We start from the raw sequence: 19,430 nt of genomic DNA, 5'->3' as shown, positions 1-19,430 counted from the left end.
TTACAACACTCTATATTTGGAAGTGTTTAGATTTTTTTGATCAGTGGGGTGGACTTAGTATCACTTTCTCATATTTTTTGCCATGTCGGATTTTATATGGCAATTTTCATGTTTGAGTTGTTTTAATCGATCCGAAATAAAACTGTTTGATGTGATTTATTTTTTACTGATAAACATCGCAAAAATAGTGAATGAAGCACACCATTGAGTATGATTGGATAGATAAAAATAGGTCAGGTTTTGAGATAAAAATACCCAATCATTTATAAATTTAGCGATGCTTAATTGAGCGCCCAATCAGGCGATTTTTTATTGTCAATAAATCGTTAAAATTGTTTAAAAATACTACAAAAAATCATGATTATAGTGTGGTCGGATAGGCACAAAATCGCTTGGTTTTATGCTATACTGTGCGACTGAATTTTAGATTTTGGCTCAACGCTTTTTGAGCTAAATTTTGACTAGCTAGATTATATAAATGAGCAGTTGCTGCTTGCACTGTTTGTAATAAGGAGTATGCATGAGCGTATCGGAAATTAGACCGATTGCCATTGAGGATGAACTAAAAAGCTCATATCTCGATTATGCCATGAGTGTTATTGTATCTCGTGCATTACCAGACGTGAGAGATGGTTTAAAACCTGTTCATCGTCGTGTGCTGTTCGCTATGCACGAGTTAGGCAACGACTATAACAAAGCCTATAAAAAATCTGCACGTGTTGTTGGTGACGTAATCGGTAAATATCACCCACATGGTGATTCAGCTGTTTATGAAACAATTGTTCGTATGGCTCAAGATTTTAGTCTACGTTATCAATTGGTTGATGGTCAGGGTAACTTTGGTTCTGTCGATGGTGACAGCGCAGCAGCAATGCGTTATACCGAAGTCCGTATGCGTAAGCTCACCCATGAAATGTTGGCTGACTTAGAAAAAGATACAGTCGAGTGGGAAGATAACTACGATGGCTCTGAGCGTATTCCTCAGGTTATGCCAACACGTATCCCTAACTTATTGATCAATGGTGTGACAGGTATTGCTGTCGGTATGGCGACCAACATGGCGCCACACAACATGACAGAAGTGGTCAATGCTTGTTTGGCTTATGCAAATAATCCGAACATCTCAATTGAAGGATTGATGGAATATATTTCTGGTCCAGATTTTCCTACAGGCGGCATTATCTATGGTAAATCAGGAATTGTAGATGCTTACCGTACAGGTAAAGGCCGTTTGCATATTCGTGGTAAATACCATTTTGAAGAAGATCAAAAAACTGGTCGTACAACGATTGTTTTCACTGAAATTCCTTATCAAGTCAATAAAGCAAGAACCATTGAACGTATTGCTGAATTGGTCAAAGAGAAAAAACTTGAAGGTATTTCAGAACTTCGAGACGAATCTGATAAAGATGGGATGCGTATTGCAATTGACTTAAAGCGTGGCGAAAACGCTGAAGTTATTGTCAATAACTTATTTTTAAATACTCAACTTGAAAATTCATTCAGTATCAACATGGTTTGTCTAGACAATGGCCAACCTAAACTGATGAATTTAAAAGACATCATTGCGGCATTTATTCGTCACCGTCAAGAAGTAGTGACACGCCGTACCATGTTTGAATTACGTAAAGCGCGTGAGCGTGGTCATATCTTAGAAGGTTTGACTGTTGCTTTAGCCAATATTGATGAAATCATCGAAACCATTAAGACTTCTGCGAATCCAGCTGAAGCACGCGAGCGTTTACTTGCTGGCGAATGGGCGGGTGGAAATGTTGTTGCATTGCTAGAAAAAGCAGGCGCGATTTCAGTTCGTCCGGATGAGATCGAAGGTGAAGATCCAAGTCGTCCATTTGGTTTAGATGGTCAGCTTTATCGTTTATCTCCTGCTCAGGTTGGTGCAATTTTAGAATTACGTTTACATCGTTTAACCGGTCTTGAACAAGATAAGTTACAAGCTGAATATTCTGAAATTTTAGCTCAAATTGCTGAACTTACAGCAATTTTAAATGACTTCAATCTTTTGATGAATGTGATTCGTGAAGAACTTGCATTGGTTCTTCAACAGTATGGTGATGCACGTAAAACGGATATTGTTGAATCACGTATTGATTTTTCTCGTGAAGATTTAATCCCAGAAGAGCAAGTTGTTTTAACTGTTTCAAAAACAGGTTATGCAAAAACACAACCATTGTCTGATTATGCTGCACAGCGCCGTGGTGGACGTGGTAAATCTGCAACTTCGATGAAAGAAGATGATTATATTCAACATTTAATCGTGACATCGAACCATGCAACTGTATTGTGCTTTACCAATGTAGGTAAAGTTTATCGCTTAAGAGTATTTGAAGTACCTCAAGCGTCACGCGGTGCAAAAGGCCGCCCAATGGTGAACTTATTACCACTGGATGCAGAAGAGACCATTACAGCGATTCTTCCTGTAATTGATGCTCCGAAGAAATTTACTGAGCGTTTAACTGAGTTTAGAACTTTTGTCCGTGCCAATGTTGCTCAACTGCGTGAAAACACAATTATCGACTCACATTATGAAGCACTAAAAGCTGCGTTTGCAGAGCTTGGTGAAAATCCAGATGACTTATCAGATGCTTTACGTAAGCAACTCAAAGAAATTGGTATTGAGCTTTCTGCTTCTGATCTTGATGATGAATTAATTGCTGAATTTGCTGAACGTGTAGAAAGTGTGCGTAAAAACTTCTATGTATTTATGGCAACAGCATCAGGTACAGTAAAACGTGTTGAATTAGAGCAGTTTGGTAATGTTCGTTCAAATGGTTTACGTGCCATTGAGTTGAAAGAAGAAGATACTTTAATTGGTGTTGCAATTACTGATGGTGAACAGCAAATCATGTTGTTCTCAAATGAAGGTAAAGCAATTCGTTTCTCTGAAACTGATGCTCGTGTGATGGGTCGTACTGCGAAAGGTGTTCGTGGTATGCGTGTGGCATTGGCTGCGGCACAAACAGAAGAAGATGTTGAAGTTGATGTAGATTCAGATGATGAAGATACTGCAGATTCAAATACCAATGTGGTGAGTCGAATCGTTTCGTTAGTTGTTGTACCAGAAACTGGCGAAGTGTTATGTGCTTCTGCAAATGGTTATGGTAAACGTACACCAGTAGATGACTTCCCAACTAAAAAACGTGGTGGTAAAGGTGTTATTGCCATTAAAACATCTGAACGTAATGGTGAGTTAGTGGGCGCTGTTGCCATCGATGAATCTAAAGAATTGATGTTGATTTCTGATGGTGGAACACTGGTTCGTACCCGTGCTTCTGAAGTAGCGAGAACAGGTCGTAATGCCCAAGGTGTCCGTTTGATCCGCTTAGGTAATGAAGAAGTCTTGGTCGGTGTGGTTGCAGTTGAAGCTGTCGAAGCTGATGATGAGATTATCGATCAGTTAGACGCGATCGAAGGCGAGACTGCTTTAGATTCAGAGAATTTAATTGATTCTGAAAAATTAGTTGATGATGAAACTGTTATGGATGAAGGTGAAACTGAGTCTGATAATACTGAATCTGACGAGTAATTTTTAGAGAAATAAGAAGAGCGCTTAGGCGCTCTTTTTTTTGTATTCTGATCAAGCTTATAAAATCTACAGTTCTGTTTAAATCTTATGAATTGAACTAACGATACATAGCTTTTTCTAACGAAAACCAAATAAAAAATAAGTAAAAGTAAATATGAACAAAGCTATAATCGAGTTTTTGAATATAAAATAATATGCTTAAACTAATCTACTATGTTCCAGAATCACACCTTGAAGCAACCAAACTTGCAATTTTTCAAGCAGGAGCGGGTGGTATTGGTGATTATGAACATTGCGCTTGGCAAGTGTTAGGAACAGGGCAATTTAAACCGTTAAGCGGTGCAAAGCCTTTTATTGGTGAGTTAGATCATTTAGAGCAATTGCCTGAATGGCGAGTGGAAACAATCGTTCCTGAACACAAGGCCAAACAAGTGGCAATCGCTTTAAAAGCAAGTCATCCCTATGAAGAACCTGCTTTTGAGTTTATTCAAATGATTGATATTGAATAATAGTTTAAAAATCTCAACCCTCTTCTGAACAGAGAGGAGGAATTTATAAGCTAAAATTAAACTTTTTGAATAAACAAATCACGATCAAAACGGTATTGTGGGAAGAATACGCCATCTTCAGCACGTTCACCGGCACTAATCACCATGACTGGAAATTCTTTATCACCTAGATTAAGGATCTTGCGAACTAAGGGTTCATCAAAACCTTCCATCATGCAACTGTCAAAACCGTAAGCACGTAAAGCCAATACCAAGTTTTCACAAGCCAAGGCTGTTGTTTTACTGGCCCAAAGCTTTGCATCAGCTGGGTTAAATGCTGTGACAGGAAGTTGTTTATCTAAAGTGCGTGCAACTTTAAAAGCCACTTTTTTAAAGTTACCTAAAGCATTCAGATAACCTGTTTTATAGTTATATGCGATAAATTTATAATATTGTTTTACCGCTCTTGGCGCTTCAGGCATGGGAAAATGGGTTAAATTGTTTTTTGCCATTTCATCAATACGGTCAATACGTGCCACACATACAATCAGTTCTGCGGCTGTTTTTGCTGATAATTGGCTTAAACAAGCTTTGACCAATTGTTTCTTTTTCGCTTGAGACTGAACCACATAGAACGTCCAAGGCTGTAGATTTGATGAGTTTGGTGCCAATAAAGCCAAATCTAAACAAGCATCTAAAACATCGGCAGGAATTTGCTTTTCAGTGTATTTACGTACAGAGCGACGACTTTCTATGACTTTACGGAAATTTTCAATATCGATATCTTGTGGAGCGGGTTCGTAATAGCGCTTCTTGGTCGTTGTATCTTGTGACATGATCTTTACCCATAATTAAATGAACTGTTTTATTGGATTCAAAAATGACAAAAGCCACTGAATATTGGTCATGCAGTGGCTTTGGTCAGATTCACTCAATTAATTAAATTGAGAGAAGTTTGGCTTACGCTTTTGCATAAATGCGGCAACCGCTTCAGCCATTTCAGGTGATTTAACACGTTGCATAAAGATCACCGCTTCATCATCCACGCATTGAATAATCTCTTCAAGATTATGTTTCATTAACGCTTTGGTTTGCTTGATCGAAGCCAATGGAAGTGCTGCAAGGGTTTGTGCTTGATGTAAAGCGTGACCATATACATCGTCTTCAATACTATTGATTAAGCCAGCATTGAGTGCTTTTTCACTGTTAAATTTTTGTGCAGTTAACAGTAATTCAGCCGCTTTATGATATCCTGCTTGTTGAATCAACAGTTTGCTTGAAGCACCCTCTGGAGAAAGCCCTAAGCTGACAAATGGAATTTGGAACAGGGCAGTATTGTCTGCATAAACGAGGTCAGCATGTAAAAGTACCGTTACTCCGATCCCAATCGCCACACCACGTACTGCGCAGATCAATGGTTTAGATAAACGTGCAGCAGATTTTAATAATACAAATGGAGGGCCATCACCTTCTTTACCTTCAAGCGGTTGTTGAATGAAAGCCATAAAATCTTTCATATCATTACCCGCACTAAAGTCAGCATCTGCACCACGTAAGATCACCACACGAACATCACGATCTTGATCAGCTTCATCTAAGGCTTTTGCAATCCATAGATATAATTCACCATACAGTGCATTTTTTGCTTCTGGTCGATTAATTGCTAAAGTCAGTACACCATTCTCTAAATTTGCGTTTAAATGTTGATGTGGCTGTTGAATACAACTAAGTGTCATCGTACTATCCTTGCTTTAAAATTTAATTGGATTTTATGCCCTCATTATGTCGCATATTTGAAATTCTGTTGCAACTGATGAGTTCATAAAAAATTACTTTTATGACTTATAAATTTGATTATCTTGTTTATATTGGACGTTTTCAGCCCTTTCATCTCGCGCATATGCAAACTATTAAAATTGCATTACAACAAAGCCAATATGTAATTTTGGCCTTGGGTTCTGCGCAAAATGAACGGAATACTAAAAATCCTTTTCTGGCATCAGAACGGGAACAAATGATTTTGTCTAATTTTTCTGAAGCGGATCAAAAACGAATCAAATTTGTACATGTTATTGATGTTTATAATGATACTAAATGGGTAGAGCTGGTTAAGTCCTTAGTTAATGCTACTGTTCTAGAGACCGATAAGATTGGTTTAATTGGTCACTTTAAAGATGATTCATCTTATTACTTAAAACTATTTCCAGAATGGCAAATGGTTGAACTGGATAGTTTAGTTGGCTCTATCTCTGCGACCCCGTTACGTGAAGCGTATTATCGTGGTGAAATTTATCAGGTCGAATTTCCTTTGGGCACAGCGGAGTTTTTAGAGAAATTTCAAAAAACGGAAATTTACCAACAATTAAAGTACAAATACCAAACGCAAGACAAATCAAATCTTTAATGTTTTTTGTGTGCATTGCAATACACTGAATAGAAATATATAGAATATGAATGGAGTATTGCATGCAGTTTAAATCAGTCGCTATAAACGGGGCTTTATTGGGCAGCTTAGTTATTTCGATTTCAAGTTATGCCGCATCTTGGACATTGACACCCAATAGTGATGTTGGATTTCATATCGACTCATTGGGTATGAACATTGTCAAAGGGCAATTTAAGCGTGTTCAATCTTCTCTTAATTTTGATACGAGCACTCCGCAAAATGCATCTACTGAATTTGTGATGGATGTAAATAGCCTAAGCATTAATAAATCTTCCTTGAAAAATATGATTATGGGTGAAGACTTATTCTATGCTGCTAAATATCCTTCCGCTTCTTTTAAAAGTACGTCATTTAAACCACTTACCAATAATAAGTATCTGATTTCAGGTAATTTAACCTTGCGTAATGTCACTAAGCCTGTAATTTTTAATGCGACAATTAAACCCAATCTAAATAATCCAAAATTGCTGGATTTTAGTTCTACTACAGTTATAAAGCGTAGTGATTTCGGAATGAAAAAAGCTGTGGGTGGCGTTGGCGAAAAAGTGAATATCCAAGTGTCTGGGCAGTGGAAAGCACAATAGAAAACAGCAGAGATAGAAAGGGTTATGGTGCGTTATTTTTTTAATCTCATCGTGATTTCGAGCCTGTTTTTTGAGTCTAATATTTTAGATGTTCAATTAAAAAATCAATAAATAAGCGGATGTGTCGTTGTTCATATTTATTCTTAGGATAAAGCAGGGAAAATTGCCGTTGAGTACCTGAATATTGTTGTAGGACTTCCACCAGCTTTCCTTGTTTTAAATCATTTTCAATAATAAAACGACAGGTTTGCAATAGGCCACCACCATGTTGAGCTAAGGTAATGGTGGCTAAAATATCTTCACTGCAATTCAAGTGTCCTTGCGTTTGAATCTCTACAACTTCATTTTCAATGAGCATAGACCAAGACACTTCTTTCCCTGTGCTGGGTAAGATAAATTGAATACATTGATGATGTTGTAAATCGGCAATCTCAGTAGGTGTGCCATGTTTCTTTAAGTATTCAGGAGAGGCGACAATCAGCAAGTCGGCTTTTTCTAAACAACGAGCAATTAAATTGGATTCAGGCACATTACGCCCCCGAATTGCAAGATCAAAACCTTCCGTAATGAAATCTACATTTTTATTGGTGAGCTGTATATCCAAGTTAATTTCAGGGTAAAGCTGCTGAAATTTAGGTAAGAGAGGTAGAACTCTAAAGTGACCAAAAGGTGTTGGTAAACTCATCCTGATTGTTCCAGAAGGTTGAGCTGATTTATTTTTTAATCTTAATTCGACTTCAGCAATTTGTTTGAGTGCCTGCTGACATTCTAAAAATATTCCTCACCCGCTTGGGTTAAACGAACATTGCGTGTTGTTCGATTAAACAGTTGAACCCCTAAGCGACCTTCTAAACGAGCAATTGATCGGCTTACTGCTGGGGGTGTTAAACCAGCTTGATAGGCAGCCTTGGAAAAACTTCGTTGTTCTGCAACGAGACAAAATATTTCAACGCTACTCAACATTGTTCGTTTGAATGTTGTGTTCATTATATACACCATGTAATAACTGAATTGATATTGTGAGTATTTATTGTTCATGATGTTAAGAATAGCATGAAGTTAAAGCAACTTAAGGAATAAGCAGATGCAACTTTTTTACACAGCGGGTGCATGTTCACTTGCCCCTCATATCGTATTACAAGAAATTAACCAAGATTTTAATTTAGTGAATGTTTCTTTTAAAAATCACCAAACGGAACAAGGTCAGGATTTTTTGAAAATTAACCCGAAAGGTCAAGTGCCATTTTTAATCAGTGATGATGGCTTGCATTTGAGTGAGGGTGCGATCATTAGCCAGTATTTGGCTGAGGTTGCTAAACGTAGTGATTTATTACCTACATTTGGCGATTTAAAGCGCTATAAAGTATTGGAGTGGATGAACTACATTAGTTCGGAATTACATAAATTGTATGCACCATTTTTTCAAAAAGGGTTTGATGATACGAGTAAAAATATTTTCAAAGAGAAATTATTAAAACAATATACATGGGTCGACGAGCAAATTCATGATTCGGAAAATCTGTTGGGGCAAGGATTTAGCATTGCAGAGATTTACTTATTTGTTGTGACTCGTTGGGCAACATTTATCAATTTGGACTTAAGTCATTTGAAATCTTTACAAGCTTTTATGGAGCAAATGCAACAACATCCATCTGTACAAAAAGCCATGCAAGCTGAAGGTCTTCTTTAGGAAAAAATCCAATGCCGTATGTTTTATAAATACTGAGTAAAACTACGGCAGCTCTAAGCTTGAAGTATGTGATTGAAGCAAAGTATTTCTATGATGTTTTAACACTGCTTTATAGCGAAAATCGTGGCTGGGTTATTCTAAAAGTTTTTCGCTATACGCATTAAAATAAGATACTTTAATTTAGGATGAGTCGTAGCTCTATAAAGCTTAATCCAGAATAGACTGAGTATTGTGAATTAAATCTAATGTGAGCTTTTCCAGTTGCTTGGATTGTTGTTTCCAATGATGCCAATAGAGATGTAAATCGGTTCTTGCTTTGGGCATGATTTCAAGCAATTGTCCTGTTGCTAATTCTTTTTGAATTTGCATTTTAGGTACCATGCCATAACCTAAATCGAGCAAAATCGCATCTACAAAAGATGTTGCAGAAGGAATAAAGTGGCATGGATAGCTGCTTGGCATCAAACCAAAAACGTGTTGTAAAACTTCGGCATGTACATGGTCTTTATCATTAAAAATAACAGCAGGAATATGCCGTAACGTTTCACGTTGAATACCATGCTGAAAGTAAGTGTGAATAAAATTCGGTGTAGCAACCATCCTATAGCTCATTGTACCTAAATGAATCGCCTCACAGCCTTTCATAGGTTTTGATTCGGTCGAGATACAAGCATTGACCAATCCCGCTTCAAGAAGGTGGTGGGTTTGGGTTTGATCATCAATTTTTAAGTCTATAACAATTTTTTCTGTGAGTAAGGTGTGTTGAATTGTGGGTAATAGCCATGTCACCAATGAATCGGCATTAGTGGCGATATTTAATTTAAAAAATTGTGATTGCGAACTTTGTCCTTGAAGATTCTGAATTAAATTTTGTTCCATCAAGCGATGATGTTGCAGGAAAAGTAACACTTCCTGACCTGCTTGAGTAACTTTACATGGTCTTTCTCGAATGATCAGCACTTGCCCAAGTTGTTTTTCCAAAGTTTGTAAACGTAGCGTTACCGCTGATGCTGTGATATTTAAAAGCATAGCAGCTTGTTCAAAGCTACCTGTTTCGGCAACCGCTAGAAATGCTTCACTATGCTTACTTTGTAACATGCTGATCCTCAAAAAATTGGGGGTTTTTTATATAAAGATATAAGTTATTTTAAAAATGCCACATCACAAACAACTAAAAAAAACTTAGCTAAGATGATATTTATTTAGAAATACTCATTTAAAGAGATAAGTTTGGATAATAGCACAGTCCATTCAAAACTTTAAAAGTGTAGTTTTAAAATGTTGCAAAGTTATATGCAGGGGTTGGCTGTTGGGTTTAGCTTGATTATTGCAATTGGCGCTCAAAATGCTTTTGTACTCAAACAAGGTTTAAAAAAGCAACATGTATTTTGGGTCTGTGTTGTTTGTGCCGCATCTGACTCGATTTTAATTTTATTGGGTGTGCTGGGATTTTCAAAAGTCATTCAAACGCATCCAGAGTTTGTCGATTGGGCAAAATATTTTGGAGCAACGTTTTTATTGATCTATGGGGCGCAACATTTTCTACAAGCTTTTAGAACATCGACAGGTTTAAAACCGAGTGAAAAAAATGAATCCAAGCTGATGAAAATGCTTCTAATTTGTTTAGCTTTAACTTGGCTTAATCCACATGTTTATTTGGATACAGTGGTTTTAATTGGTTCTATATCGACAAAGTTTGAAGCTACCGCACTTTATTTTGCGATTGGTGCAGTAACGGCATCGTGGTTATTCTTCTTTAGCTTAGGTTTTGGCGCACGCTTTTTACTCCCCATTTTTCAAAATCAACGCGCATGGCAAATATTAGATTTTATTATTGCATTGGTCATGTGGGGAATTGCAATATCTTTGCTGCTTTGATTGGCATTGTTGGATCAAGTCAGAGTAACGATCTTTTTTAATGAGAAAAGAAGGAATAATCTATATTGAGTTTGAGTATGTTCTCAATAAGAAGATTTACAGTCCCTGACTCGTTTAAAGTCATGTTAACTTTAGAGCGAGTAGGGACTTTTGCAGTTAAGCTTTTTGTAGTGCTTTTAAGTCTTCTAAAACTTGTTCAGCATGTCCAGCCGCTTTAACTTTACGATACTCTTTAACCAGTTTGCCTTGATGATAAATAAATGTTGAGCGTTCAATCCCCATCACTTGTTTACCATACATATTTTTTTCTTTAATCACATCAAAGTGTTTACATAATACTTCTTCTTTGTCACTGATCAGATTAATGGTCAATGCTTGCTTCTCCGTAAAGTTTTGATGTGCTTTTACAGAGTCACGAGATACACCAATGATGGTGGTATTTAAAGCGTCAAATTGATCTTTTATACAAGAGAAACCAACCGCTTGAGTGGTACAGCCAGGTGTAGAATCTTTTGGATAAAAATATAAAACTAACCAATCTGTAGAGAGCTCAGTGAGGTTGATTTCACCCGTCGTCGTTGGGAATTTCTGATTCGGAAGTTGTATTTGTTCAGTCATTGTTTGTCCTTAAATGCTGTTGTGTTTAAGTTCAAGTGCTAAAAAGGCATAATTTTCATGATAGAGAATATCACCTTTATTCAGTAAAAGCGGCTTTTTAAAAATTGGACCATCGATCAGCGTGGTATGAAATTCACCCGCTTCACCACATGGATCAATCCCACGTTCGATTAATTCATCCACAAAATCAGCTGTTAAAACTCTACCCAAATCTTCAACCCGCATACCGAGGTTTAAATTAATCGTCACAATGATGCTGACAAAACCCAATTGAATAAATTCACCCACAATGTCGAGCCGAGGTTTTTGCCATAATGGCATACATAATTGCAATTGGCTTTGTTCACAGACAGATTGGTTCCATTGCGCATGTCCAATCAGATCAATATCACCGGTAACAAGTGCTTCTGCACCCAGTTGTTTGGTTTGATTGAGGAGATTTACAAATTGATGTTCATAGTCATTCCATGTGGCTGATGCTTTAAGTATAGGTAAACCAATCCGCTCTGCTTGGGCATCAATGATATCAAGCGGCATGGCATGAGAACGAGATCTTTGTCCATGTTCTTCTAGCATGACAATGAGAGCTACGGCTTGCCCACTTTGCAAAGCGTGATATAAAGCTAGGCTACTATCTTTCCCGCCACTATATGAAGCAACAAATTTTTGTTGCTGTATCACAGTATTCCATTGGTCCTGCATATGGTTTTGTATCATCCAATTGTAAAAAGAGCCTGCATGGGCAGGCTCTTTGCAACAAGAAGAAATTATTTCTTCGCTTGTGCTGCTTTCATTGCTTCTTCAGTTAAGGTTTTTAATTTACCTGTTAACTGAGGACCAAAACATGTTTGAAGGTCTTGGTTATTTTTTTGAACGAAAGCAAGTGTTGCTGGGCTTTTCTTTTGGTTAATGGCACTTTGAATTTGCCATTTTTGATCGTTGGTTAACTTACCATCAGATTCAACAGCACAGCTACAGTATTTACTTACTTCAGCAGAAGTTAATTTACCACCTTTAGCTGTTTCTGTTTTACACACGCCAATAAGTGCAGATTTAACATTTGCACTCTTATAGGCTTGTTGAACTGCATTTGATTCAGCAGCAAAAGCCGTAGATCCCATTAAAGCCGAAGCTGAAAATAAAGCAGAAAGAATAAGACTTGATTTTAAATTTTTCATAAACAGTACCTTGTTATTGCGGTATATAACGTGTTGGGTCTGCAATACCTGCATCCTTAAAACCTTCTTTACGAAGTCGGCAGCTATCACATTTGCCACAAGCACGTCCTTGGTCATCTGCTTGATAGCATGAAACCGTTTGACTATAGTCTACGCCATGTTCGATGCCTAAGCGTATTATATTCGCTTTGGATAAATGTAACAGAGGTGTTTCAAATTTAAGAGGTTTTCCTTCTACACCGACTTTCGTTGCAAGACGAGCCATGTTGGCAAAGGCCTCGATAAACTCTGGGCGGCAGTCAGGATATCCTGAATAATCAACAGCATTGATACCAATCACAATCGCTTGAGCATCAAAAACTTCTGCTGCTGCAAGTGCATAAGACAAGAAAATGGTGTTACGTGCTGGAACATAAGTTACAGGAATACCATCTGTTTCATGATCAGGAACATCAATGTTAAGGTCTGTAAGCGCTGAACCGCCTAAATTACCTAAATCGATATTAATCACACGATGTTCTACACCTGCACGTTGTGTTAAAGCGCGGGCTGCATCGAGTTCAGTGGTAGAGCGTTGACCATACATAAAACTTAGGGCAATACAGTCATAGTTTGCTTGAGCCCAAGCCAAACACGTCGTTGAGTCTAAGCCACCAGATAATAAGACTACGGCACGAGGGCGCATATCCAACTCTCCAAATATTAATAATTGACGATAAATTTAACGACCAGTTTCATCGTTCCAAAGCAATTTATGTAATTGCAACTGGAAGCGAACAGGGAGATGGTCTTCTAAAATCCATTGTGCTAAATCACGAGCAAGCTGAGGCAAACGTGCCGCACCTTTTTCCACTGCAAAAGCAGGAGAAAACCATACTGTGCTGACTTTTTGTGCTAAAGCGTATTGTTCAACTTGCTGTTTAGACCACTCATAGTCTTCACGATTACAAATCACAAATTTGATTTGATCATGTTGAGTTAAATGATCAAGGTTGCTGAGTAAATTTCGTGCAACCTCACCCGAAGTTGGGGTTTTTAAATCTAAAACTTTTGAAACACGTGGGTCGACTTTAGAGACATCTAAAGCGCCGCTGGTTTCTAAAGAAACTTCACAACCTAAATCTGCCAAACGTTGCATTAAGGGTAAGGCATTGGGCTGAGCGAGCGGTTCGCCACCTGTGACACAGATATAAGGCGTTTTATAATCTAATGTTGTTTGAATTATTTGGTCAAGCGATTGGCGTTCGCCACCTTCAAAAGAATAGGTGGTATCGCAATAGGTACAGCGTAATGGGCAACCTGTTAAACGAATAAAAACAGTCGGTAAACCCGCAGTGTTGGCTTCACCTTGCAATGAATAAAAAATCTCCGTGATACGCAGCCCCGCAGACGGATCAGAAACAGGAATAGTCGAAGAACGAAGAGAATTCATGAAATTTACCACAGATTACAAAATGAAAAATCTCTACGATCACGATTGACCGTAGAGATGAGAAGCGATTGCTACGCTAGATAACTAAAATTCCACGAGGGAAAATAAATTAGTCTTCGCGAAGCAATTCGTTCAAGCTTGTTTTTGCACGCGTTTTAGCATCAACTTTCTTGACAATAATTGCAGCATATAAACTATATGTACCACATTTAGACGGTAGGCTGCCTGAAACAACGACAGATCCAGCTGGTACACGACCATAATGGATTTCACCTGTCTCACGGTCAAAAATCTTAGTCGATTGACCAATGAATACGCCCATTGAAATGACTGAGCCTTCTTCAACAATCACGCCTTCAACGATTTCAGAACGTGCACCAATAAAGCAGTTATCTTCAATGATTGTTGGGTTTGCTTGAAGCGGTTCAAGTACACCACCAATGCCTACACCACCTGAAAGGTGAACATTTTTACCGATTTGCGCACATGAGCCTACAGTCGCCCATGTATCAACCATTGTGCCTTCATCTACATAAGCACCAATGTTTACATAAGAAGGCATCAATACGACATTTTTCGCTTGGAAAGAACCTTTACGCGCAACAGCAGGTGGTACAACACGTACACCAGCAGCTTTAAATTGTTCTTCAGTCCAACCCGTAAATTTAGTCTCTACTTTGTCATAGAAACGAAGATCACATGATTCAATTGGCTTGTTATCGTTTAATTTAAAAGACAATAAAACAGCTTTTTTCAACCATTGGTGAACAATCCATTCACCGTCAATTTTTTCAGCTACACGAAGTGTACCGTTATCTAAGCCAGCAATGGCTTCTTCAACAGCTTGACGTACTTCAGCAGGACAATCTACTGCTGTAAAGTTGGCACGGTTTTCAAACGCTTGTTCAATGATCGTTGAAAGCTGAGACATGATCTTCCTTCCCAAAAAATTTTAAAAGATTCTACACCAAATTCGACTCGGATTAGATATAAAATCTAGTTTCAATCGAAAAAACTAATCTTATAATTTAAAATAAAACAACCAAATAAGTGAATTGTTAAGTTTTTATTTATTTTATTCCTTTTAAAAACAACAATTAATATCCAATTGTATCAAAAAATAACAAAAAGTAATCAATTTCCCTATTAATTGTGAAGAACGAATCACATATGATCGTTTCGAGTCCAACACATTAATGATTAAAGAACAAACTCTATTTTTTGAGGAGACATAAATGAAAGTGTTAAAATTATTGGCTGTTACAGCTGCATTATCTGCTTCTGGTTTAGCAATGGCTGATGGGTCTGTTGTTGACCAAGGTTATGCATTTGAAGCAAACCAATTAATCCCTACAGGCGCTCGTCTTGAAGTCGGTACAACAGGTTACGGTGGTGCTTTACTTTGGACTGCAAACCCTTATGTTGGTTTAGCATTGGGTTATAACGGTGGTGATATTTCTTGGACTGATGATGTTTCTATCAACGGTACAAAATACGATGCAGATATGGACAATAAGTTAGCTTATTTAAATGCTGAGATTCGCCCTTGGGGTGCTAGTCAGAATATTTGGGCTCAAGGTTTATATGTAGCAGCTGGTGTAGGCTATGTAGATTCTGAGTATGATCTGAAAAAGCGCTCAAATGACGGCACTATTAAAGTAAATGGAAATAACTATAACTTTAATGGTGAAGTTTCAGGGAAAATGAGCTATGAAAACAATATTGCTCCATATGTAGGTTTTGGTTTTGCGCCTAAGATCACTAAAAATATTGGTGTATTCGGTGAAGTTGGTGCGTACTATACTGGTAACCCATCTGTAAACTTAGCTTCAAAAGGTGAGTTCGTAAACGTAAACGGTGCTAATTTTGATAGAGATTTAGCTGCTGAAGAAAACAAAATCCGTAACGATGACAAATATAAATGGTTACCAGTTGGTAAAGTGGGCGTAAGCTACCATTGGTAATTTATTGATTATCATGTAATAAAAAACGAGCTTCGGCTCGTTTTTTATTTTGAACTTGATATTTTTGATAGCTGAATTTTTAGATGAATCAAAAGCGATAGCCAACTCGAATTCCATGTGCAAAAGCATCATTATGGCCCACTTCAGATAAAGTTGAGTTTTGGACAATTGAAGTATTGGCATTTAAGTCGCTCACTTTTGCTTTATTGAATTTAAAATATTTAACCCCATAAGAAATAAAGCTCTGGGGATTGATGTTATATAAAGCACCTAAGCCTAAAGCATAAAAACCATCTGAAGGATTGAGTGTTCCAGCGGGATTAGCATTGCCTGAGTCCCATGAAATATCTGTAGTGGCAATCCATTGTTGTGAAAATACATGTGCAAGCCCAAGCTTTGCAGACCATTGATCCTTGTTGTAATCAATTAGATTAAAAGGTTTGATCAGTTCAGGGTATTGTTCTGCAGCAATCTTAACCACTGCACCAAATTGTCTTGGTTGAATTTCAAAATCTTTCCAATTGACCCACCTCAAATTGCCATAAAGAATATTCGATGGTGTTAAACCTGTCTGAAGATCTAGATTGACGGATTGAGGCGTGGTGATTTGTGTTTTAGCAAAAGGAATAATACTTAAAGCTTGCGCTGAAACATCCTCAGTGATTGCAGATTGATGATTGATCTTGGAACGATAGGTAATCGCAGTTTTTACTGCATACTCTGGAATTTGATAGCTTAAACCTGCGAGCCAACCATGACCTGAACTTTGTTTTAGCTGTGCATGATAGCCACTCATCGCTGAATAGTTTGCTCCAAAGACTTTGAGTTCACCCTCGAACTGTTGATACATGCCACCAGCATATATATTCCAATTCGCACTAGGTTGATAACCCAAGAGCATCGAAAGATTTTGACTTTTAAAATTAAATTGCCCCGACTCTAAAAGTTGCTTTCCAGCAAAGCTCTGTGGGCGATATTCATAACTAAGATCAACACCATAAGGTTGATCATAAATCAGTCCAAATGAAAGTTGTGGGGCCATTTGCAGTTTTGCAGTAGCATTGACAAAGTGGTAATTGTTGACAAGGTTGCCTGTTGAAAAATCTTCAACGCCGAGTTGTTTGAATTGCTCATGTTGAGGGAGTTGCCCTGAAACATCTGCATAGAGCTCTGCATAAGACAATTCTACATAATGATTCGGTTCTAAAAAAGCAAGGATAGACTGGTCAGATTTCTCCATACCTGCGGCATGGCTAAAAAGAGGAACAAAACTTCCAAGGGTTAAGCCCCAAGCAATAGAATTCATTCATTCCCCCCCGAAATAAATTGATCAGTGATAAAGATAAGACTAAATTTTATACTAAAAAGCCATGCTTATAATAAAATATTAAATAAAATCAAATAGATTAATTATTCTTAAGAGTTTGTGTTTAATTTTTAAATGATAAAAAAGAGAGCCGTAGCTCTCTATCTTTGATTGTCATGACTATTTGATGGTTTATTTATTGACGATTTATTCCTTGATGACTTCATTTCTTTCTTAATCATTTATCTCAAAGTTTAATCATCAGGATAGGCAATTTTTTTCAATGCTTTGATATCGGCTTCTGGTGAGCAGAGTGAAATAAACTCATAGCCATAGCCACGAAGTAAATGGCCTTTACGAACCGCAATCCATGTTGTATTTAAACCAAAAATATCTGTATCGATTTGTTTTAGACGTTTATCGCGTTCTGTGTCATAAGCAACATCATTGACAATACCGACACCCATTCCCAGTTCAACATAGGTTTTGATCACATCGGCATCTAGTGCTGACATGACGATATCTACATCTAAATTGGCATCTTCAAACGCTTTATCAATTTTAGAACGTCCTGTAAAACCGCCGTGATAGGTGATAATTGGAAATTCAGCCAATTTTTCTAAGGTAATCTCTTTAGGATTAAGCTTAGTCAGTGGGTGATCTTGTGGCGTAATGATACTGTGTTTCCAGTTATAGAAAGATACACTGCCCAAATTATCTTCAGTGGTTAGAGATTCAGTTGCAATACCGATATCAGCCAAACCAAGCAATAACATTTCAGAGATTTCAACAGGGCTGGCTTGTTGCAAAATCAAATGAACTTTGGGAAATGCTTTTTTAAATAAATTGACAATCGGTGGTAACACATAACGTGCTTGTGTATGTGTCGTTGCGATTGTAAGCGTACCTTCATCAACTTTATTAAAATCATCGGCAAGACGTTTAATATTGTCAGCATCAATAAGCATGCGTTCAACAATACTCAACAGCGCTTGACCAGGTTCTGTCAAACCTAATAACCGTTTGCCTTTACGAACAAACAGCTGTACACCCAATTCATCTTCTAAATCTTTAATATGCTTACTGACACCAGATTGCGAAGTATAAAGTGCAGCAGATGCTTCGGTTAAGTTGTAATTTTGACGAACTGTTTCTCGGATAATTCGTAATTGTTGAAAGTTCATGATGTTCGATACCTCAAATGTGGATGAATAGGGGTAATATTCATCCTGTCGTCGATTACGCGACTTGATTTTCAAATAGGTGAAGTGTAGATGCACTTACCCAAACTGTTTGATTTGGTCGATATTGATGTAATTTTGCTTCATCAGGATTTAAAGCAATTTCAATCAGTTGTCCTTGACGATCTTGTAACTCTGCCATGACTTTACCCGCAATCCACAACTCACGTAAGAAGGTTGCTTGAATTGTATTTTCAGTCGGTTGCGTGTGAATTTTCAATTCATTTGGACGAGCAAAGGCAATCACTTTACCATTTGCGGTTTGTGTCGCCGTAGGTAGTTGGATGCGATCTTCACCAATTTGAATGATGCCTTGATGGTTTTCACCTTCAAAACGGTTTGCTTGACCTAAAAAGTCAAATACAAACGGGGTTGCAGGCTTTTCATAAACTTCACGCGGTGAACCAATCTGTTCAATATCACCTTTGTTCATCACCACGATTTGATCAGCAACTTCTAAGGCTTCTTCTTGGTCATGGGTTACAAAGATTGAAGTGATATGTAATTCATCATGTAAAGTCCGTAACCAACGACGTAATTCTTTACGTACTTTGGCATCCAAGGCGCCAAACGGTTCATCTAAGAGCAATACACGTGGTTCAACAGCCAAGGCACGAGCCAATGCAATACGTTGGCGCTGACCACCAGACAATTGCGCTGGATAACGATCTGCCAAGAAACCAAGTTGTACCAAATCCAATAAACGGGTAACACGTTTTTTGATTTCAGTTTCATTTGGTCGAGTCGCCTTTGGACGAACACGTAAACCAAATGCAACATTGTCATAAACAGTCATATGACGGAACAGTGCGTAATGCTGAAATACAAAACCAACTTGACGTTCACGCACGTGAATATTGGTTGCATCTGTACCTTCAAGAATGACTTGTCCTCTATCCGTTGATTCCAAACCAGCAATAATACGCAGTAATGTGGTTTTACCACAGCCAGAAGGACCAAGCAGGGCAACCAGTTGACCTTCTGGAAAATCTAGCGATATGTTTTTAAGTGCATGGAATGCACCGAAGTTTTTTTCAATATTTTTAACTTGAATACTCATG

General features: G+C 37.7%; 19 protein-coding genes and 1 pseudogene. 7 read left to right on the top strand and 13 right to left on the bottom strand.

The features are described from left to right. Positions 1-520 precede the first annotated feature (520 nt). Together gyrA and AS4_RS15740 are read left to right on the top strand one after the other, a co-directional pair. Positions 521-3,544: a DNA gyrase subunit A gene (gene gyrA / locus AS4_RS15745; RefSeq protein WP_004823172.1), complete on the top strand. Its 3,024-nt coding sequence runs from the start codon at positions 521-523 to the stop codon at positions 3,542-3,544. Between the two features lie 194 nt (positions 3,545-3,738). Beyond that, entirely contained in the window at positions 3,739-4,053 is a 315-nt protein-coding gene (locus tag AS4_RS15740) for a hypothetical protein (protein ID WP_004823167.1), read from the top strand. Positions 4,054-4,109: 56 nt separating this feature from the next. Here the strand turns inward: AS4_RS15740 and AS4_RS15735 are convergent, their stop codons facing one another. Both AS4_RS15735 and AS4_RS15730 read right to left on the bottom strand, forming a co-directional pair. Further along, positions 4,110-4,868: a nitroreductase family protein gene (locus AS4_RS15735; RefSeq protein WP_004717220.1), complete on the bottom strand. Its 759-nt coding sequence runs from the start codon at positions 4,866-4,868 to the stop codon at positions 4,110-4,112. Positions 4,869-4,967: 99 nt separating this feature from the next. Further along, positions 4,968-5,768 carry an enoyl-CoA hydratase gene (locus AS4_RS15730; RefSeq protein ID WP_004717217.1) on the bottom strand — a complete coding sequence of 267 codons (801 nt, stop codon included), beginning with the start codon at positions 5,766-5,768 and terminating at the stop codon, positions 4,968-4,970. 101 nt (positions 5,769-5,869) lie between these two features. Here AS4_RS15730 and AS4_RS15725 point away from each other — a divergent pair, with 101 nt between their 5' ends. Both AS4_RS15725 and AS4_RS15720 read left to right on the top strand, forming a co-directional pair. Continuing rightward, complete coding sequence (locus AS4_RS15725) at positions 5,870-6,436, top strand: nicotinate-nicotinamide nucleotide adenylyltransferase (protein ID WP_034612542.1); 567 nt, start codon at positions 5,870-5,872, stop codon at positions 6,434-6,436. A 62-nt stretch (positions 6,437-6,498) separates the two neighbouring features. Then, entirely contained in the window at positions 6,499-7,062 is a 564-nt protein-coding gene (locus AS4_RS15720; RefSeq protein WP_096734785.1) for a YceI family protein, read from the top strand. Positions 7,063-7,138: 76 nt separating this feature from the next. On the opposite strand, the pseudogene AS4_RS15715 reads toward AS4_RS15720, so the two are convergent. Then, a pseudogene (locus AS4_RS15715) lies at positions 7,139-8,049 on the bottom strand (LysR family transcriptional regulator). A gap of 97 nt (positions 8,050-8,146) precedes the next feature. Here AS4_RS15715 and gstA point away from each other — a divergent pair. Next, complete coding sequence (gene gstA, locus AS4_RS15710; protein WP_096734784.1) at positions 8,147-8,752, top strand: glutathione transferase GstA; 606 nt, start codon at positions 8,147-8,149, stop codon at positions 8,750-8,752. A gap of 207 nt (positions 8,753-8,959) precedes the next feature. Here the strand turns inward: gstA and AS4_RS15705 are convergent, their stop codons facing one another. Beyond that, positions 8,960-9,850: a LysR family transcriptional regulator ArgP gene (locus AS4_RS15705; RefSeq protein WP_096734783.1), complete on the bottom strand. Its 891-nt coding sequence runs from the start codon at positions 9,848-9,850 to the stop codon at positions 8,960-8,962. A gap of 180 nt (positions 9,851-10,030) precedes the next feature. Here AS4_RS15705 and AS4_RS15700 point away from each other — a divergent pair, with 180 nt between their 5' ends. Continuing rightward, a complete protein-coding gene (locus AS4_RS15700) occupies positions 10,031-10,630 on the top strand; it encodes a LysE/ArgO family amino acid transporter (RefSeq protein WP_096734782.1) in 600 nt (199 codons plus the stop codon). Between the two features lie 156 nt (positions 10,631-10,786). Here AS4_RS15700 and AS4_RS15695 read toward each other — a convergent pair whose 3' ends face one another. The 6 genes from AS4_RS15695 to dapD form a co-directional block, all read right to left on the bottom strand. Further along, positions 10,787-11,248 (bottom strand): peroxiredoxin, encoded by a 462-nt coding sequence (locus AS4_RS15695; protein WP_004823156.1) that lies wholly within the window; start codon positions 11,246-11,248, stop codon positions 10,787-10,789. A 9-nt stretch (positions 11,249-11,257) separates the two neighbouring features. Beyond that, positions 11,258-11,950, bottom strand: coding sequence for a Dph6-related ATP pyrophosphatase (locus AS4_RS15690; protein ID WP_096734781.1), 693 nt, complete (start codon positions 11,948-11,950; stop codon positions 11,258-11,260). Positions 11,951-12,015: 65 nt separating this feature from the next. Beyond that, the gene (locus AS4_RS15685) at positions 12,016-12,426 is read right to left on the bottom strand and encodes a hypothetical protein (RefSeq protein ID WP_004717195.1); all 411 of its coding nucleotides are present in this window, start codon (positions 12,424-12,426) and stop codon (positions 12,016-12,018) included. A gap of 13 nt (positions 12,427-12,439) precedes the next feature. Next, positions 12,440-13,111 carry a 7-cyano-7-deazaguanine synthase QueC gene (gene queC, locus AS4_RS15680; protein ID WP_004717194.1) on the bottom strand — a complete coding sequence of 224 codons (672 nt, stop codon included), beginning with the start codon at positions 13,109-13,111 and terminating at the stop codon, positions 12,440-12,442. Positions 13,112-13,147: 36 nt separating this feature from the next. After that, positions 13,148-13,858 carry a 7-carboxy-7-deazaguanine synthase QueE gene (gene queE / locus AS4_RS15675; RefSeq protein WP_004717192.1) on the bottom strand — a complete coding sequence of 237 codons (711 nt, stop codon included), beginning with the start codon at positions 13,856-13,858 and terminating at the stop codon, positions 13,148-13,150. Between the two features lie 109 nt (positions 13,859-13,967). After that, positions 13,968-14,789 (bottom strand): 2,3,4,5-tetrahydropyridine-2,6-dicarboxylate N-succinyltransferase, encoded by an 822-nt coding sequence (gene dapD, locus AS4_RS15670; RefSeq protein ID WP_034612558.1) that lies wholly within the window; start codon positions 14,787-14,789, stop codon positions 13,968-13,970. A 304-nt stretch (positions 14,790-15,093) separates the two neighbouring features. On the opposite strand from dapD, the gene carO reads away from it, so the two are divergent. Continuing rightward, on the top strand, positions 15,094-15,822 hold the full coding sequence (gene carO / locus AS4_RS15665; RefSeq protein WP_004823152.1) for an ornithine uptake porin CarO: 729 nt from the start codon (positions 15,094-15,096) through the stop codon (positions 15,820-15,822). Between the two features lie 88 nt (positions 15,823-15,910). On the opposite strand, the gene AS4_RS15660 is transcribed toward carO, so the two are convergent. The 3 genes from AS4_RS15660 to AS4_RS15650 all read right to left on the bottom strand — a co-directional run bounded on the left by AS4_RS15660 (position 15,911) and on the right by AS4_RS15650 (position 19,429). Beyond that, positions 15,911-17,128, bottom strand: a complete 1,218-nt coding sequence (locus AS4_RS15660; protein WP_096734780.1) for an OmpP1/FadL family transporter — start codon at positions 17,126-17,128, stop codon at positions 15,911-15,913. 254 nt (positions 17,129-17,382) lie between these two features. Next, positions 17,383-18,312, bottom strand: a complete 930-nt coding sequence (locus AS4_RS15655) for a CysB family HTH-type transcriptional regulator (protein ID WP_004717184.1) — start codon at positions 18,310-18,312, stop codon at positions 17,383-17,385. Positions 18,313-18,367: 55 nt separating this feature from the next. Further along, on the bottom strand, positions 18,368-19,429 hold the full coding sequence (locus tag AS4_RS15650) for a sulfate/molybdate ABC transporter ATP-binding protein (RefSeq protein WP_004823148.1): 1,062 nt from the start codon (positions 19,427-19,429) through the stop codon (positions 18,368-18,370). Between the last annotated feature and the right edge of the window lies 1 nt (position 19,430).

The organism is Acinetobacter guillouiae, assembly GCF_002370525.2.
Taxonomy (GTDB): domain Bacteria; phylum Pseudomonadota; class Gammaproteobacteria; order Pseudomonadales; family Moraxellaceae; genus Acinetobacter; species Acinetobacter guillouiae.
Note: the sequence above shows the minus strand (reverse complement) of the source record. Positions and strands in the feature narration are given on the sequence as shown.

Excerpts from the sequence above, each read along its gene's own strand:
- gyrA (WP_004823172.1), top strand. The coding sequence starts at position 521 with ATGAGCGTATCGGAAATTAGACCGATTGCCATTGAGGATGAACTAAAA.
- AS4_RS15740 (WP_004823167.1), top strand. The coding sequence starts at position 3,739 with ATGCTTAAACTAATCTACTATGTTCCAGAATCACACCTTGAAGCAACC.
- AS4_RS15735 (WP_004717220.1), bottom strand. The coding sequence starts at position 4,868 with ATGTCACAAGATACAACGACCAAGAAGCGCTATTACGAACCCGCTCCA.
- AS4_RS15730 (WP_004717217.1), bottom strand. The coding sequence starts at position 5,768 with ATGACACTTAGTTGTATTCAACAGCCACATCAACATTTAAACGCAAAT.
- AS4_RS15725 (WP_034612542.1), top strand. The coding sequence starts at position 5,870 with ATGACTTATAAATTTGATTATCTTGTTTATATTGGACGTTTTCAGCCC.
- AS4_RS15720 (WP_096734785.1), top strand. The coding sequence starts at position 6,499 with ATGCAGTTTAAATCAGTCGCTATAAACGGGGCTTTATTGGGCAGCTTA.
- gstA (WP_096734784.1), top strand. The coding sequence starts at position 8,147 with ATGCAACTTTTTTACACAGCGGGTGCATGTTCACTTGCCCCTCATATC.
- AS4_RS15705 (WP_096734783.1), bottom strand. The coding sequence starts at position 9,850 with ATGTTACAAAGTAAGCATAGTGAAGCATTTCTAGCGGTTGCCGAAACA.
- AS4_RS15700 (WP_096734782.1), top strand. The coding sequence starts at position 10,031 with ATGTTGCAAAGTTATATGCAGGGGTTGGCTGTTGGGTTTAGCTTGATT.
- AS4_RS15695 (WP_004823156.1), bottom strand. The coding sequence starts at position 11,248 with ATGACTGAACAAATACAACTTCCGAATCAGAAATTCCCAACGACGACG.
- AS4_RS15690 (WP_096734781.1), bottom strand. The coding sequence starts at position 11,950 with ATGCAGGACCAATGGAATACTGTGATACAGCAACAAAAATTTGTTGCT.
- AS4_RS15685 (WP_004717195.1), bottom strand. The coding sequence starts at position 12,426 with ATGAAAAATTTAAAATCAAGTCTTATTCTTTCTGCTTTATTTTCAGCT.
- queC (WP_004717194.1), bottom strand. The coding sequence starts at position 13,111 with ATGCGCCCTCGTGCCGTAGTCTTATTATCTGGTGGCTTAGACTCAACG.
- queE (WP_004717192.1), bottom strand. The coding sequence starts at position 13,858 with ATGAATTCTCTTCGTTCTTCGACTATTCCTGTTTCTGATCCGTCTGCG.
- dapD (WP_034612558.1), bottom strand. The coding sequence starts at position 14,789 with ATGTCTCAGCTTTCAACGATCATTGAACAAGCGTTTGAAAACCGTGCC.
- carO (WP_004823152.1), top strand. The coding sequence starts at position 15,094 with ATGAAAGTGTTAAAATTATTGGCTGTTACAGCTGCATTATCTGCTTCT.
- AS4_RS15660 (WP_096734780.1), bottom strand. The coding sequence starts at position 17,128 with ATGAATTCTATTGCTTGGGGCTTAACCCTTGGAAGTTTTGTTCCTCTT.
- AS4_RS15655 (WP_004717184.1), bottom strand. The coding sequence starts at position 18,312 with ATGAACTTTCAACAATTACGAATTATCCGAGAAACAGTTCGTCAAAAT.
- AS4_RS15650 (WP_004823148.1), bottom strand. The coding sequence starts at position 19,429 with ATGAGTATTCAAGTTAAAAATATTGAAAAAAACTTCGGTGCATTCCAT.